This window comes from Streptomyces asoensis, assembly GCF_013085465.1.
Classification (GTDB): Bacteria; Actinomycetota; Actinomycetes; order Streptomycetales; family Streptomycetaceae; genus Streptomyces; species Streptomyces cacaoi_A.
Map to the genome: position 1 here is coordinate 2,755,091 of NZ_CP049838.1, position 15,229 is coordinate 2,770,319.

General features: G+C 72.1%; 15 protein-coding genes. 5 read left to right on the top strand and 10 right to left on the bottom strand.

Annotated features, from left to right (window positions below; translation table 11 throughout):
* Positions 1-183: 183 nt before the first annotated feature.
* Complete coding sequence (locus tag G9272_RS12340) at positions 184-2,049, top strand: ABC transporter ATP-binding protein (RefSeq protein WP_253268193.1); 1,866 nt, start codon at positions 184-186, stop codon at positions 2,047-2,049.
* Positions 2,050-2,053: 4 nt separating this feature from the next.
* Here G9272_RS12340 and G9272_RS12345 read toward each other — a convergent pair whose 3' ends face one another.
* Together G9272_RS12345 and G9272_RS45235 are read right to left on the bottom strand one after the other, a co-directional pair.
* Positions 2,054-2,230: a hypothetical protein gene (locus G9272_RS12345; RefSeq protein WP_171396616.1), complete on the bottom strand. Its 177-nt coding sequence runs from the start codon at positions 2,228-2,230 to the stop codon at positions 2,054-2,056.
* Between the two features lie 154 nt (positions 2,231-2,384).
* The gene (locus tag G9272_RS45235; RefSeq protein WP_253267783.1) at positions 2,385-3,116 is read right to left on the bottom strand and encodes a DUF899 family protein; all 732 of its coding nucleotides are present in this window, start codon (positions 3,114-3,116) and stop codon (positions 2,385-2,387) included.
* Positions 3,117-3,240: 124 nt separating this feature from the next.
* Between G9272_RS45235 and G9272_RS12360 the strand changes: the two genes are divergently transcribed.
* Entirely contained in the window at positions 3,241-4,203 is a 963-nt protein-coding gene (locus G9272_RS12360) for an endonuclease/exonuclease/phosphatase family protein (protein ID WP_171396617.1), read from the top strand.
* 48 nt (positions 4,204-4,251) lie between these two features.
* Here G9272_RS12360 and G9272_RS12365 read toward each other — a convergent pair whose 3' ends face one another.
* From G9272_RS12365 to G9272_RS12380, 4 genes are all read right to left on the bottom strand, one after another.
* The gene (locus G9272_RS12365; protein WP_171396618.1) at positions 4,252-6,141 is read right to left on the bottom strand and encodes an FUSC family protein; all 1,890 of its coding nucleotides are present in this window, start codon (positions 6,139-6,141) and stop codon (positions 4,252-4,254) included.
* Between the two features lie 532 nt (positions 6,142-6,673).
* The gene (locus G9272_RS12370) at positions 6,674-7,405 is read right to left on the bottom strand and encodes a DUF7873 family protein (RefSeq protein WP_171396619.1); all 732 of its coding nucleotides are present in this window, start codon (positions 7,403-7,405) and stop codon (positions 6,674-6,676) included.
* A 41-nt stretch (positions 7,406-7,446) separates the two neighbouring features.
* Positions 7,447-8,226 carry a nucleotidyltransferase domain-containing protein gene (locus G9272_RS12375; protein ID WP_171396620.1) on the bottom strand — a complete coding sequence of 260 codons (780 nt, stop codon included), beginning with the start codon at positions 8,224-8,226 and terminating at the stop codon, positions 7,447-7,449.
* Positions 8,227-8,239: 13 nt separating this feature from the next.
* Complete coding sequence (locus tag G9272_RS12380) at positions 8,240-8,623, bottom strand: hypothetical protein (RefSeq protein ID WP_171396621.1); 384 nt, start codon at positions 8,621-8,623, stop codon at positions 8,240-8,242.
* A gap of 221 nt (positions 8,624-8,844) precedes the next feature.
* Between G9272_RS12380 and G9272_RS12385 the strand changes: the two genes are divergently transcribed.
* Positions 8,845-9,090 carry a hypothetical protein gene (locus tag G9272_RS12385; RefSeq protein WP_171396622.1) on the top strand — a complete coding sequence of 82 codons (246 nt, stop codon included), beginning with the start codon at positions 8,845-8,847 and terminating at the stop codon, positions 9,088-9,090.
* Between the two features lie 37 nt (positions 9,091-9,127).
* Here G9272_RS12385 and G9272_RS12390 read toward each other — a convergent pair whose 3' ends face one another.
* Both G9272_RS12390 and G9272_RS12395 read right to left on the bottom strand, forming a co-directional pair.
* Entirely contained in the window at positions 9,128-9,841 is a 714-nt protein-coding gene (locus G9272_RS12390) for an aspartate/glutamate racemase family protein (RefSeq protein WP_171396623.1), read from the bottom strand.
* A gap of 14 nt (positions 9,842-9,855) precedes the next feature.
* Positions 9,856-11,334, bottom strand: coding sequence for an NCS1 family nucleobase:cation symporter-1 (locus G9272_RS12395; RefSeq protein WP_171396624.1), 1,479 nt, complete (start codon positions 11,332-11,334; stop codon positions 9,856-9,858).
* Between the two features lie 153 nt (positions 11,335-11,487).
* On the opposite strand from G9272_RS12395, the gene G9272_RS12400 reads away from it, so the two are divergent.
* Positions 11,488-12,186: a GntR family transcriptional regulator gene (locus tag G9272_RS12400; RefSeq protein WP_171396625.1), complete on the top strand. Its 699-nt coding sequence runs from the start codon at positions 11,488-11,490 to the stop codon at positions 12,184-12,186.
* A 57-nt stretch (positions 12,187-12,243) separates the two neighbouring features.
* The gene (locus tag G9272_RS12405; RefSeq protein WP_171396626.1) at positions 12,244-13,701 is read left to right on the top strand and encodes a LamG domain-containing protein; all 1,458 of its coding nucleotides are present in this window, start codon (positions 12,244-12,246) and stop codon (positions 13,699-13,701) included.
* A 7-nt stretch (positions 13,702-13,708) separates the two neighbouring features.
* On the opposite strand, the gene G9272_RS12410 is transcribed toward G9272_RS12405, so the two are convergent.
* Together G9272_RS12410 and G9272_RS12420 are read right to left on the bottom strand one after the other, a co-directional pair.
* The gene (locus G9272_RS12410) at positions 13,709-14,554 is read right to left on the bottom strand and encodes a uracil-DNA glycosylase (RefSeq protein ID WP_437184267.1); all 846 of its coding nucleotides are present in this window, start codon (positions 14,552-14,554) and stop codon (positions 13,709-13,711) included.
* Between the two features lie 128 nt (positions 14,555-14,682).
* The gene (locus tag G9272_RS12420) at positions 14,683-15,123 is read right to left on the bottom strand and encodes a DoxX family protein (RefSeq protein ID WP_171396627.1); all 441 of its coding nucleotides are present in this window, start codon (positions 15,121-15,123) and stop codon (positions 14,683-14,685) included.
* Positions 15,124-15,229 lie beyond the last annotated feature (106 nt).

Below are 15,229 nucleotides of genomic sequence, written 5' to 3' on the forward strand. Positions count from 1 at the left end.
CGTCTCGTCCCGCGATAGTGGCCCTTCGTCGACTATCGCGATCGGGGGAGGCCGACGGTGGGAGAGGCACGAGAGGCGGGCACGGCACAGGAGGCGGGGAAGGCACGGAAACCGCCGGGTCCCGACGAGCGTGACGTGTCCGAGTCGGAACGGCTCCTCTTCGGCGGCCCGCTCCGCTACGACATGGGCTGGAACCAGCACCGGGACGCCTTTCTGGAGCTGAACTTCCGCGCCATGGTCACCCGGCTGCCGTCCCTCCTGCGCACCAGCCTCCGGCTGGCCCGGCAGGCCGACCCGAAAGCCGCCCGGATCGTGCTGTCCGCCGAGATCGCCCGGGGCGTGGCGCAGGCGATCGGTCTGCTCGCGATGAACACCGTGCTGGGCCGGCTCATCACCGGCGGCCCGATCGAGGACCGACTGCGCGGCGCCGCCCCCGCACTGGCCGCCATGGCCGTCGTCCTCCTGATCGGGGCGCTGCTGCGGGCCGCGTCGACGTATGCCACCGGGCGGCTCGAGCCCAAGGTGGAGCGGGTGGCGACCGAGCTGTACCTGGAGCGGGCGGCCGCGGTCGAGCTCGCCGCGATCGAGGACCACGCCTTCCACAAGCTGCTGGACACCGCGCAGTACGGGGCCCGGTCCAGCCGTTACATGATCAGTCACGGCACGCGCGTGGTGAACGCGATGATCTCGCTGGCCGCGTCGGCCGGGGTCCTCACCGTGCTGCACCCGCTCCTGCTGCCGCTGCTGGTCACGATGACGCTGCCGAGCGCCTGGAGCGCCCTGACCAACGCCCGGCGCCGCTACGAGTCGTTCCACACCTGGGTGCAGCACGCGCGCGCGGGTCACCTGATCGCCGGTCTCCTCACCGAGCCGGCGGCCGCGCCCGAGATCCGCGTCCACGGCGTCGGCCCCTTCCTGCTGCGCCACTTCCGCGCGATGTCGGAGACGGCGGAGGCGGAGCAGGCCCGGCTGGCCCGGCTCGCGGCCCGCACCGGACTGTTCGCGGCGACCTGGACGGGCCTCGCGACGCTGGCGACGTACGCCACGCTGGGCGGGCTGCTGCTCACCGGGACGATGGCGCTGGCGGTGGCGGGCACGGCCGTGATCGCGATCCGCAGCGGCTCCGCGAGCCTGAACACCCTCGTCCTGGAGGTCAACCAGCTGCACGAGGAGGCCCTGTTCGTGGGCGACCTCCAGCGCCTCTACGTGGAGGCGGCCGAACGGGCGATCCCGGTGGGCGGCGCGGCCCTGCCGGAGGAGCCACGGGAGATCCGTTTCGAGAACGTCACGTTCGGCTATCCGGGCGAGTCGGCGCGTCCCGCCCTCGACGACGTCAGCCTCTCGCTCCCCCTCGGCCGGATCGTCGCGCTCGTCGGCGAGAACGGCTCCGGCAAGACGACCCTGGTGAAGCTGCTGGCGGGGCTGTACAGGCCGGACCGGGGGCGGATCCTGTGGGACGACGTGGACGCGGCGGACGCGGACCGGCACCAGCTGGCCGAGCGCATCGCGATGGTGGCGCAGGACTTCAAGCGGTGGCCGTTCACGGCCCGGGTCAACGTCGCGATCGGCCGTTCCGCCGCGCCGCTCACCGAGGAACGGCTGGCCGCGTCGATCGCGGAGGCGGGCGCCCAGGAAGTGGTCGAGGACCTGCCGCGCGGTCTGGACACCCTGCTGGCCCGGCACTTCAGCGGCGGTCACGAGCTGTCCGGCGGCCAGTGGCAGCGGCTCGGCATCGCCCGGGCGGCGTACCGGCGCGGGCGCATCCTGATCGTGGACGAGCCGACGGCGGCCCTGGACGCCCGGGCCGAGCTGGAGGTCTTCGAGAAGATCCGCGCGCTGGCCGACAGCGGCCAGACGGTCGTGCTGATCACCCATCGGCTGGCGTCGGTCCGGCACGCGGACCTGGTGCACGTCCTGGACCAGGGCCGGCTGGTGGAGTCCGGAACCCCGGACGAGCTGCTGGCGGGCGGTGGCGTCTACGCCGAGCTGTACACGCTTCAGGCCGAGCAGTTCACGGCGCAGGTGCCCGCCCCGTCACAGGCGGGCTGACGGCTCACCGCGCGCTGTCGCCGCCCCGGACGACCACCAGGAACGTGTCCGTGGCGAGGTCCATGACGACCTCGGCGGCCAGCCCCTCCATGCGTCGCGCCTGCGCGAACTCCTCCGCCGGCCACGAGCCCCGCGGCCCACCCGCGGGAAAGCGCTCGAGCACGGTCCGCCCGTTCACCATCTCGCACCTCCGTTCAGCGTCGTACTTGTAGGAGTTAACGCTCTTGGGAGGTCGAAGGCCTCGGCCGGTTGCGGGACTGAGACGTAGTTGACACGCGTTCAACGCAGAGTGTGAGAATCCGGTCACCTTACGAACATCTCGGGCACGCTCCGTGTCAGGACTCGTACTCGTCGTGGTAACGCGCCCGCGCATCGCTCGGCGGCCCCAGCGCCGTCAGGTCCAGGAAGCTCATCGCCGGGCCGAGCCGGTCGAGCTCGCGGTCGAACACCGAGTAGGTGTGGAAGACCCGGTCGCCCTCCCGGAGGAAGCAGCTGACCCCGGGCCGCTCGGCGAAGCCGCCGGGCTGCCCCACCGTCGCTTCGAAGTCGCCGTTGAAGTCGTCGTCGTACGAGGAGTACCAGGGCACCGTCCAGCCCATGCGCGCCTTGAACGGCAGGATCCTCGTGAACGGCGCCCTGCACACCACGGCGAACGAGGTGCCGTACGCGTTCAGGTGCGCGAGACGACCGACCTGGTCGAGGAAGGCCGCGACGCGTCTGCCGTGGCTGCGGTCGAGGAGCGCGGGTATCCGCCGCCCCAGCTCGCGCACGACCTCCGGTACGTCGATCGTCAACAGCTCGCGGTCGCGCATCAGGACACGTCCGTCGACGATCGTGGTGCGCACGCGCTCGCAGGCGGGCGGCCCGGCCGCCTCGGCGGTGCTCGTGACCTCGTCCACGGCCCCGTCCCGGACCACGATCGCGGCGTCCTCCCGGAACGTGGCGCGTTCTTCCGCGTCGTGCGTGAGGACGGTGCAGCCGGTGATGACGAGATCGGCGGTACGGAAAGGCTCCGAGGACTCCGAGGACTCCGAGGACTCCGAGGAGGGCGGCGGAGAAGGCGTCATCGCGTCAACGTACGACGGTGTCGTGCCCGCGGGTGAGCCGTGGCGCGCATCTTGTCCCGAACCTGTCGCCGGCCGCCGCGGACGGGCACCCTGGCGCCACGACACCTCCTGGAGGGAGCCCGGCATGCTCCTCGGCACCTGGAACCTCGAGAACCTGTACCGGCCCGGAGGACCGTTCGGCCCGAAGGACAAGGCCGCCTACGAGGCGAAGCTCGCCGCGCTCGCCGCCGTCGTCACCGCGCTCGACCCGGGCGTGCTCGGCGTCCAGGAGGTCGGGGAGCCCGAGGCGCTGGCGGACCTGCTGGAGACGGTGGGCGGCACCTGGCACGCGGCGCTGTCCGCGCATCCCGACAGCCGGGGCATCCGGGTCGGCGTGATCAGCCGTACGCCTCTGGAGGTACTGGCCGACACGCGCGCGTACCCGGCCGGACTGCGGCCCGTGCAGGCCGACGACTCGGGGGCCACCTCGGACGGGTCGGGCCGCGGCTTCCTCGCGGTGGAGACGGTCACGCCCTCCGGGCCGCTGCGGGTGGCGGTGGCCCATCTGAAGTCGAAGCTGCTGTCGTACCCGGGTGATCGTTTCTTCCCGCGCGACGAGGGCGAACGGGCCCGCTACGGCGCCTACGCCCTCTACCGTCGGGCGGCCGAGGCGACGGCGCTGCGCGCCCTGGCCGACGTTCTCCTGGCCGGGGACGGCCGCGAGCGGGACGTGGCGGTGCTGGGCGACCTGAACGACGAGGTCCAGGCGGCGACCACGCAGATCCTGCTCGGCCCGCCCGGCTCGGAGCTCGGCACCCGCGGGTTCGAGACGCCCGACCAGGGCGACGCGGCCCGCCTGTGGGACGTGGCCCCGCTGATCCCCGCCGACCGCCGCTACTCGCGGATCAACTCCGGTCGCCGCGAGCTGATCGACCACGTACTGACGAGCCACCGCCTGGTCCACCGGCTGACGTCGGCGGGCACGGGTGCGGATGCGGGGCCGGGGTCGCAGGAGGAGTTGCGGCTCCCGTCGGTGGGGCTCGATCCGGCGGCACGCAGGAACGAACCGGGGTCGGACCACGCGCCGGTGTGGGTGCGGATCGACTGACAGGCGGGCAGGACAGGGCAGGACAGGAAGGGGCAGGGCAGGGAGGGGCTACCCGGCCACCGGCAGATCCGGCACGGGCGCCCGCAGCCCCACCCGGTCCCGTCCCGCCGCGAGTTCGTCGAGGAGTTCGGCGAGCCGCTCCCGGTGCCGTGCGGTGAGCCGTCCGGTGTCGTCGAGGTGGACGGCGCAGGCGGTGGTCGTGTCGACGAGCCGTTCGAGTACGGCGGCGACCTCGTCGGTGCCCTCCGTGTGCCGGGCGACGGCGGGCAGTTCGTGGGCCGCGAGGGCGATGGCGGTGCGGGCCTCGGCGAGGGCGCGGTAGGCCTCGCGGCGCAGGGTCCAGCGGGCGGCGCGGTCGTCGGAGCCGTCGAGTACATGGGTGAGGTAGGCGTGCGCGGCGGCCGCGGCGACGGCGAGCCGGGCGCGTACCTGACCGCCGCGCTCCCCCGGCATCGGCAGATGCCCGACGATCAGCACGATCGCGCAGGCCAGCAGGGTTTCCGTGATCCGGCTGACGGAGGCCTGGGGCTCTCCGCCGACCATCACCAGGGACAGCACGAGGACGGTGACGACGGCCGTCTGGGCGGCGAAGTGCCGGGTGGACACGGGGATGAGCGCTCCGCACAGGGCGACCAGCGCCACGAGCCCCTCCGGCCGGGGCAGCACGGCGGCGAAGCCGGCGAAGAGCAGCGCCCCGAGCACGGTCCCGGCGGCCCGGCACAGCACCCGGGACACCAGGGGCCCGAGGTCGGGCTTGACCAGGAAGACGGCCGTGGCGGGCAGCCAGTACCAGTGCGTGTGCCGGCCGTACCACTGCGAGTGGTAGAGGGCCTGCGCGACGGCGGCGCTGGCCCCGAAGGAGAGGGCGACCCGCAGCCCGTACTCGCGGCCCCCCGCGCCGAACCCGGTGCGCAGCAGGTCCCGGACGCCGCGCCGGCGGGCGTGCAGGTCACCGCCGCCGCCCTGGTCGAAGGCGTCGGCGGCGTGCAGCAGGGCGTCGTCGAGGGCGCGCAGCGCGGGGGCGGACCGGGAGGGCGCGGGCAGCGGCCCGGTGTGGGTGTTCTCGCGGACCGCGGCGGCGAGCCGTCGGGGCCCGGCCGAGGCCCGTTCGGAGAGGCGTTCCGCGGCCCAGGCGAGGGCGGTCGCGGCCTCGGCGAGGGGCAGCGCGGCCGCGTACTGGGCGTGCAGCCGCCGTTCGGAGGCGGAGCTGGCGTAGCGCCGGAGCCGGGGCCCGGCGAGGGCGTCCTGGGCGTGGTCGAGGGCTGCGGTGAGCGCGGCGCGGCGGGCGGTGGCGTGCTCGGTCCCCGTGGCGTCGAGCAGCTCCGCGACGGCGTCGTACACGCGGGCCACCGCGTCCCGTTCACCGTCGAACCGGAAGTCGCCGGTCATCGCGCCGGGCGTGGGCAGGACGAGCCGCAGCGCGAGCAGCCATCCGGCGCCGGCGAGGAAGGCGAGGGCGCGCGTCCACCCGGCGTCCGCTGCCGGCATCCCGGCCCCGATCGCCGAGGCGACGAGCAGCTGCGTCCCGGCGCCGGACGCGACGGGCCCGACGGCGCTCATCCCGCCGGCGAGGAGCCCGAGCCCGGTGAGGACGGCCGTCAGCGCGACGGCCCCGACGTGATCCCCGACGTAGGTCCCGACGAGCAGCCCACCCGCACCCACGAGCGCGGGCGCCCCGAGCCGCTTCACGGCGGTCCGCCTGCTGCCGGGCCGGTCGTTGATCCCGGCGAGCATCGCCGCGATGGCCGCGACCACCCCGAGTGAGATCCGGCCCAGGAGGACGGACGCGAGGAGCAGCGGCCCGGCGGCCAGCGCCCCCCGCGTGACCGCGCTCCAGGGGACGGGTCCGCGCTGGGCGCGCAGGGCGTGGGCGAGCCAGGGCGGAAGAGCGGCGAGCGGACGGAATGCGCGAGCGGGAATGTGCGGGCGCGGGGACACGGAGCTCCTGTCGGGGCGAGGGCGGGGGTGTGCCTTCGGGCGACGGTGGCCGGGGCTTGTCAGCTGTGAGCTGTGGTGTCCACGGTACGGGGCGGTCTTGGAGAGGTGGGGGCGGTTACGTTTCAGCGAGGTGACGGCCGGCCCGAATCCCGCGTTCTTTATGAACGCAAGGCCGGAAACGGGAGCGGGACCGGGGGCGTAGCCTGCCCCCGGCCCCTGTGGAGCCACCCATGTCACACGCCGGCGCACTTGAGGACCCAGGTCAGTCGTGATGTCGTCGCGTCCTGCCTTTGGACCACCGCGCATCGAGCTGCGCGGGCCGGACTTGAACCGGCATTTCGACGTCCGGGGGCCTGGGCCCGGTCGCTCCGGCGATCGGCGGCGAATGCTGAGTCTGGAGCGAGAGTCTGAGATTCATCGCGATCCGTCCCTGAATTGCTCGGCGGGTACGGTTCGCTCGTCACGACAAGCTTCAGCTTCAGCTTGCGCTCCTCGCGCACCCCGGTCACTGAGGACCGGGGAGTCTCGAAGGCTACCCGAACAGATAGCCGAACACGGCGTCACCGACCCGCTGGTCGACGACGTCGGCGCCGTTCGCCTCCTCCCGGGCGAACTTCACCGCCTGCTGGACCTTCTCCAGGCGCGCCAGGAGTTCGTTGACCCGGCGGGCGGGAAGGGCCCCCGAGAACTTCACGGTCGTCCAGTAACCGACCGGCACGTCCTCGTAGTACACCTCGACCTGCGCCGGGTGCTTGTCGGTCGCCTCCGCCTTCACATGGTTGCGCGGCACCTTCTTGGTGCGCAGCGTCCGTACCGGCTCGGTCTTCCACGCGTCGGTGGACGGGTCCTGCGCCCAGGACTCGGAGGCGTCGAGCACGGGCAGCCTGCGCACGAAGGCGCTCAGATCGACGAGCTGCTTCTCGAGGAAGAGCAGGTAGGACACCGGTACTTCGGCGACGAGAACACGGCCGTCGACCTTCACATCGGCGCGGGCGGTGCAGTTGGCCCAGTCCTTCGTGGCGGTCACGTCGAACAGCCGGGTCAGCGTGGCCGCGGTCTCCCGCAGCACGTCCTCGGCCTTCACCTGCACCCGTGTCGACTCGGGCGGCAGCTGCTCGCCCTCCTCGTCCTTGGGCTGGTAGCTCCGCGAGATACCGGCCAGCAGCGCGGGCTTCTGGAGTCCGTGCTGAGCCGTGCTCAGGTCCTGGTGGGCCTTGGACTTGATGCCCTTCTCGACTGCGATGATCTGATTGAGTTTCGCCACGACGAGGACGGTAGCGGCTCCGACGGCATCACCCCAAAGGGTTATTGACCGAAGAGACGGCCGGCCCTTCCCAACGCCTCCCCCAGTTCGCCGGGACCGGACCCGCGGAGTTCCGCGACGATGCCGTCGACACCCCGCAGTCCGGCCCGCTCCAGCAACCGCTTCTCGTTCGTCACCCACTCCCCCCGCGCCGCGAGCACGCCGTGGCCCGCCTGTACGGCGGCGGTGACGAGGGCGCCGGCGACCTCCGCGAGACGGCCTGCCGGGGCATGGTTGGCCAGGGCGTAGTCGAGGGTGGCGCGGGCCGTCCCGTGCCAGCGCTCGGCCGCCGTCCGGCGCAACCTGTCCGGATACCTTTCCGGGCGCGGGAGTTCACCGCTGAGCACCTGGTTGATCGCCAGCTCGGCGACCACGAGATAGCTCGGGATCCCCGCGAGATGGAACAGCAACGGCTCCACCCGGAACCGCCCCTCGGCCGCCTCCGCCCACTCGTGTTCGACGACGTCGAGATCCCGGTAGTGCACGTCGACCCGCCGCCCCTCGATCGTCAGCCAGGCACCCCCGTTGAACACCCCGCCACCCCAGCCGCCGACCTCCGACACCTCCCCCTCCCAGCCGAGCGCCCGCAGGCCGGCCGGATCGAAGGAACCCCGGTAGTAGACGGCCAGGTCCCAGTCGCTGTCGGGACGGTGGGTGCCCTGGGCACGGGAACCGCCGAGGGCGACTGCGCGGACGTGAGGGAGACCGGCGAGGCGGAGAGTCACGTCGCCGAGGAAGTCCCGGTCGTCACCGCAGAGGGAAAGGGCGGAGGCGGGGGTCATGAGCGAATTCCGATCAGCAGTCCCACACGTTCCGGTGACGGTGGCGGGTCGGCGGGTGATCCAGGTCCTCGGCCGCGGAGAGCAGCGCGCCCGACGGGGCGGCGCGGAGCTCATTGCGGGCGGTCGAGCGGAACACGGACAGCGCGGCACGCGCACGGGACTCGTACGGGCCGTCGATCCGCGCGTTCAGGGACCGGGGAAAGGTGTAGGAGCGGAACGCGCACACCAGCGGGACGGGTACCGGCCGACGCCGCTCGCGCCGCGCCCGGGCCAGCTCCCGTGCGCTGTAACGGAGTTCGCCGAGACGGTGGCCGGTGCTCCAGCCCCAGCGCTGGGACGGTCGGTCATCAGGCCGGACGCGGTGCCGCAGACGGACGTGGTGGACGGTACGGGACATGGCAGACCTCCGCGGGCCCGCCGGAACTTCCGGCGAGGCCCCTAAGAAGTCCGCCGCCGTGAATCGGCCCAGGTGCTTGCTCCGCATGGCCAGCAGCGTGGCGAGTACGGCCCGGGGTTGTCCAACGGATATCCGCCGCACGGCGATTGTCAGTGGGGCGCGCTTCAATGGGAGGTGTCGTGACAGAGCGTCACAGCCGGAGTGCGGCGGGGGAGCGGGCCTTGGTGAGGTACAGGGAGGACGGGCGGCAGTACGTGTCGCTGGCCGGACTGCGGATGCGGGGGTGGACGGGCCCGCTGGTGCTCCGGCTGCTCGGGCCGCCGGACCGGCTCGGCATCGATCCCCGCGCGCGGGCCGCGCCGCAGCTGCGCCTCTACCGCGTCGAGCGGGTCGAAGCGGCCGAGCGCAGCGAGGAGTTCCTGACACAGTGCGCCCCACGGATACGCGGACCCGAGGAATCCCCCTGATCCGCGGCCCCGCCGTCCCGGGAGTCCCGCCGCCCGGCTACTCGGCCCCCCACACCCTCCGTTTCGGCACCGGCTTCGCGAAACTCCCCGCCCGGCTGGTCGTCAGGCCCAGCCCGACCAGCCCCTCGGCCAGCTTCACCGCCGCGCCCACCCCGTCGACGACCGGAAGGCCCAGCTTGTCCCCCACCATCCGCTCCAGCCCCGTCATCCCCGCACACCCCAGGACCAGCACCTCGGCCCCCGCAGCCCGGATCTGCTCGGCGGCCGCCAGAAAGGCCGCCTCGGTGCGGTCGCGGTCGCCCAGATCGAGGACGCCGAGCCCGGTGCCGACGACGGCGGCGCAGTTGCGGCCCACCCCGGCGAGCTCCAGGCTGTCCTCGATCTGGCCGCAGGACCGCTCCAGCGTGGTCACGACCCCGTACCGGCGCCCCAGCAGACACGCCAGATGCGCCGCGGCCTCGGTGATGTCGACGACGGGCACGTCCACCAACTCCCGTACGCCCTCCCGTCCGTGCTCACCGAAGCCGGCCATGACGACGGCGTCGTAGGGCGCCCCGTCGTAGGTCCGCAGCGCGTCCATGACCGCCGCCGCGGAGAGAAAGCTGTCGAGCCAGCCCTCCGCCGACTCGGGCCCCCAGCCGGGGGTCAGTCCGGTCACGGTGGTGCCCGGGCCTGCCGCGGCCCGGGCACCTCGCACGATCTCCTCGGTCATCTCCTGCGTGGTGTTGCAGTTGGTGACGACGATCCGCACGTTCCGCACGCTCCTCAGACCTCCACGGGCTTCTCGGCGGCGACCACGGAACCGGCGGTCCGCTCACTGCGGCACAGCAGCACGTACAGTCCGGCCCCCAGGGCCGTCCCGATGAACCAGGAGTACGGCGCCACATCGCTGAAGGTCTTCACCAGCGCGAGCACCGCCGCGACCGCCGCGGAGGGGAGGAACGCCCACAGCGCCTTGGGGTTGACGCCCTTGCGGTAGTAGTAGCGGGAGCCGGGGGTGGCGTCGAACAGCTCGTTCACGTCGACGCGGCCGCGCTTGACCCAGTAGTAGTCCACCATGATCACGCCGAACAGTGGGCCGAGGAAGGCGCCGAGGCCGCCGAGGAAGTAGTTGACGACCGTGGGGTTGGAGAACAGGTTCCACGGGGTGACCACGAGCGCCGCGACCGTGCTGATCATGCCGCCGACCTTGAAGGTGATCTTCTGCGGCCAGACGTTGGCGAGGTCGTACGCCGGCGACACGAAGTTGGCGACGATGTTGACGCCCATGGTGGCGACGGCGAAGGTGAGCGCGCCCAGGACGAGCACCCAGGTGTTGCCGACCTTCGCGACCAGCTCCGCCGGGTCGGTGATGGCCTCGCCGAACACCTCGAGCGAGCCGGCGGTGACGATCACGGAGACGACCACGAAAGCCGTCGAGTTGAGGGGCAGCCCCCAGAAGTTGCCGCGGCGGACCGTCCGGTAGTCGGGCGCGAAGCGGGAGAAGTCGCAGAAGTTCAGCATCAGCGTGCCGTACGTGGCGAGGATCAGGCCGATCGCGCCGAACCACTGCCGCCACTGCTCCCCCACGGAGACCGGGTGCGGGGTGGAGGTGAGCGAGATGGTCCAGCCCGCCTTGGACAGCACCCACACCGCCAGCGCGATCATCACGAGCCAGATCGCCGGGCCGCAGAAGTCCTGGAACTTGCGCACGGACTCCATGCCCTGGCTGATGATCATCGCCTGGACCAGCCAGAGGGACACGAAGGAGAGCCAGCCCAGCGCGTCGAGGCCCAGGAAGGAGCTGTGGGTCCAGGACTCCAGGCCCGGCCAGGCCGCCAGCAGCATCACATTGACGGCGACGGAGGCGAGGTAGGTCTGGATGCCGTACCACATGATGGCGATCACGGCGCGGATCAGGGCCGGGATGTTGGCGCCCCAGACACCGAAGCTGATGCGGCTGACCACCGGGAAGGGCACACCGTGGCGCTGGCCGATCCGGCCCATCCAGTTCATGCCGACGTAGATGAGCACGAAGCCGACGAGGAGGGACGTGAAGATCTGCCACACGTTCATACCGAGGACCAGCAGTCCGGCGGCGAAGGTGTAGTTGCCGAGGTTGTGGACGTCCGACATCCACATGGCGAAGAGGTCGAAGACCTTCCAGTTCCGCTTCTCGGCGGGCGCGAGATCTTCGTTGGTGAGCCGGGGGTCGGGGACGAACGCTGGTGCGCCGGTGGCTTCGGCGCTGTCGGCGAGGGACACGGGGCCTCCATGGGCAAGGGGACGGAGGAGGACTACTGACCGGACCGTTTGGTATACCAAACTGCGGACATGGTCCCGTCGTCAAGCGTTCTGACCGATGTCCGTCCCGTTACGGCTCCGTAAAAGCCCCCTCGCATCGGCGAAGATGGGCCCATGACGAAGATCGAACCCCTCGGAGCGGTGCGCGAGCGCGTCCTGGGGTCCCTGCGGCAGGAGATCATCGCCGGCAGGCTGCGTCCCGGAGACCGGCTCGTCGAGCGCGAGCTGGCCGACCGGTTCGGCGTCTCCAGGGTCCCGGTCCGAGAGGCCATCCGGGCACTCGTCGCCGAGGGCTTCGTCCTGTTCGAGACCCCACGCCGGACGGTCGTAAGGCCCCTGAGCCCCACCGATGTGAAGGAACTCTTCGAGCTGCGCGAGGCGTTGGAGGTGTACGCGGCCGGACTGGCCGCCGCCCGGGCCACCCCGGAGGACCTCGCGGAACTACGGGAACTCCTGGCGAGCGCGGCGCGCGCCACCGACGCCGGGGACGCCGAGGCGATCACCGACATCAACACCCACTTCCACGACCGGCTCCTCGCGATGGCCGGCAACACCCTGTTGATCTCGGTCATGGAACCGGTCGCAGGCCGCCTCCAGTGGCTCACCCGGCGCAACGAGGAATGGCCCCAACTCCTCACCGAACACCAGGACCTCTACGACGCCATCGCCTCCGGCGACCCGGCCCGCGCCCGCGCCCACGCCCTGGACCACGTACAGGCCAACTACCGCTCCACGGTCCGGCACCTGTTCGGGGAAACGAACTCTCCGGAAGCGCCACCCCTCCCCGATCACGCTCCGCCTAGAATCCCCTGACCCTTCGGACAGGTGCCCGAAGGCGCACTCGCAGCGAACGGGACGGGGAGAACGACCATGGTGAGCAGACGCAGACTGCTGAGCGGAGCCGCACTCGTGGGGGCGGGCGCGGTGACCGGCGTACTCGGCGCCGCCGGAAGCGCGGCCGCCGACGCCTCACTGGACACCCCGTTCACACCGGTCGCCGCACCCCATCTCGCCCAGGCCGAGCAGATGGTCCGGTATCAGCGCCTTCTGGCAGCCGGCTACCTGCCCACCGGCCTCACCGGACACTGGCCACTGGACGGCTCCGGCGCCGACCGCTCCGGCCGCGACCACCCCGTCTCCCCCGGCACCGGCGCGAGCTGGACCACCCTGCGGGCGGGCGGCGAACTGACCCTGGACGCGGCCTACGCCGCCACGGCCTCCGTGCTCGACACCACCACCCCGTTCACGGTCTCCGCCTGGGTACGCCTCGCGGACGACGCCACCCTGACCACCATGTACACGGCGGTCAGCCAGGACGGCACCGGGTGCAGCCGCTTCCTGCTCCAGTACGACGACACCGCCGGCGCCTGGGCGTTCAAGGTGCGCGCCGAGGACCAGAGCGTCAAGATCTCCGCCCTCGCCACCACCGCCCCCGTGCCGGGCAAGTGGACCCACCTGACCGGAGTGTGGGACGGCACCCGCGTCCACCTGTACGTGAACGGCGTGCCGGAAGGCACCGCCGACGCCACCCTCTCCTGGGCCGCCACCCAGGGCTTCAACATAGGCCGGGCCCGCTGGAACGGCGCCTACGTGAACCACTTCAAGGGCTCTGTCGACGATGTGCGCGCCTACGGCCGCGCCCTGAGCGCCGACGAGATCTCCCTGATCAGCGGCCGCACGGCCCGCCTGAACAACGTCTACCTGATCGGCTCCCCGTCGACCGTCACCTGGGGCACACCCGACGACCTGTCGAGCTGGATCGCCCGGGCCCGCTGCTCGTCCTTCGTCACCTGGGTGCTGAAACACACCTACGGATGGGCCACCGACGCCTACTTCACCCAGTACTTCGAGGACCGCGTCCCCGAGGCCGCCGACTACCGCCAGGCCTTCGCCGACGGCACCGCAGGCCCGCGCTTCCAGCAGATCCGCAAGGTCGCCGACCTCCGGCCGGGCGATCTGATCGCGGTGGACTACAGCGGTCAGGTCGAGGGCAACACCGGCCACATCGTCATGGTCCGCGAGGTCAAGGGCGTCTTCAGCGGGGTCGCCGACTTCACCGGCGAGACCCAGTACGCCGTCGAGGTCGTCGACTGCACGGCCGAGCCGCACGGCGTGTACGCCCTGACCAACTACCCCAAGTATCCCGACACCCGCATGGTCAGCCTTGCGGCGGAGGAGCAGTTCGAGGGCGTCGGCATCGGCCACATGATGTTCTACGCCTCCAGCACCACCGGGGAATTCTCCCGCTACCGCTGGAGCGTCAACACCGCCCGGGACAAGGCCTACCCGGTCGCGTCCCGACCGGTCACCGCGGCACGCATCGTCTGACCGGCGCTCATCGCAGCCCCGCTGCCCCCGCGGCCGTGCGCAGCACATCGCGCAGCATCTCGGGGGTGAGCCGGCCGGTGAAGGTGTTGCGCTGACTGACGTGGAAGCAGCCGAAGACATCGAGGCCATCGGCGCCGCCCGGGCCACCCGGGCCGCCCTGGCCGCCCGGCCGATCCGGCCCGTCGAGCTGCACCCGGGTCCCGTGCCCGAAGGCGGGCCGCGGCCGGGGCACGGTCCAGCCCGCCTCGGCGAACGCGGGCAGCGCGGCCTGCCAACCGAAAGCGCCGAGTACGACGACCGCGCGCAAGGTCGGCCGCAGCAGCCTCAGCTCCTGCACGAGCCATGGCCGGCAGGTGTCCCGCTCCCCCGGGGTGGGCTTGTTGGCGGGCGGCGCACAGTGCACGGGCGAGGTGATCCGCACGCCGTACAGCTCCAGCCCGTCGTCCACTGACACGGCGGTGGGCTGCGACGCCAGCCCCACGTCGTACAACGCCTGGTACAGCACATCGCCGGAACGGTCCCCGGTGAACATCCGCCCCGTACGGTTCCCACCATGCGCGGCCGGGGCCAGCCCGACGATCAGCAGCCGGGCGTCCGACGGGCCGAAACCGGGTACGGGCCGACCCCAGTACGTCCAGTCCGCGAAGGCCGCCCGCTTGGTACGAGCCACCTCCTCACGCCAGTCCACCAACCGAGGACACGCCCGACAGCCCCCGACCCGCCGGTCGAGCACGACCAGGGCGGAGGCGGAGGCTGCGGAGCCGGAGGGGGAGGCTGAGGAGGGGGAGGCTGAGGAGGGGGAGGTCGCGGAGGGGGAGGTCGCGGAGTCGGAAGGGGCCTTGGAGGCGTCCATGTCTCCACCGTAAGACCGCGCCGGACGGATCCGAGCCGGATGGGTCCGAAGGGGCTGGGAGCTGGGGTCCCCTTGCCGGGGCTGGGGCCCCCTCCCCCCTCCCCCCCTCCCCTCCCCTCCCCGACTCGTCACGCCCCTCGCCGCGCCAACCGCAGCAGCTCCACGTTCGACTCCCGTCGCTTCCAGGCTATGAGCGCCAGGGGTACGAGCAGGATGAGCGGCGTCGCCGCGTTCTGGCCGTCGAAGACGACGACCTGGACGACGAACGCGCCCACCATCAGCGCCCCCAGCGCCACCGCCGCCACGGACTGGAGCACCGGAATGAGCAGGGCGACCGCACCGGCGAGTTCCAAGGCGCCGATGGTGTACATGCCCCCGCTGCCCCAGCCCATCTCGTCGAAGGCGTCGGCGGCCGACGGGTGCGCGATCAGCTTCGGCAGCGCGCTGACGATGCCGTAGAAGAGCGCGAGGAGCACCTGCAAGCCTCGCAGGGCGATCCGGGCGCGGCGGCCTCGGGTGCTCGCGGCAGCGGAAGTGGTGGCGGCGAGGGAAGCCGTGGTCTCGGACATGAAGGTCTCCTGCGGTGAGCGGTCCGTCGTGCTGTCGGAGAGGTAGACCGACCTCCGTCAGCGAACTCATCGCAATCCGCCGGGCCTTCTCACGCCACCGCTCTAT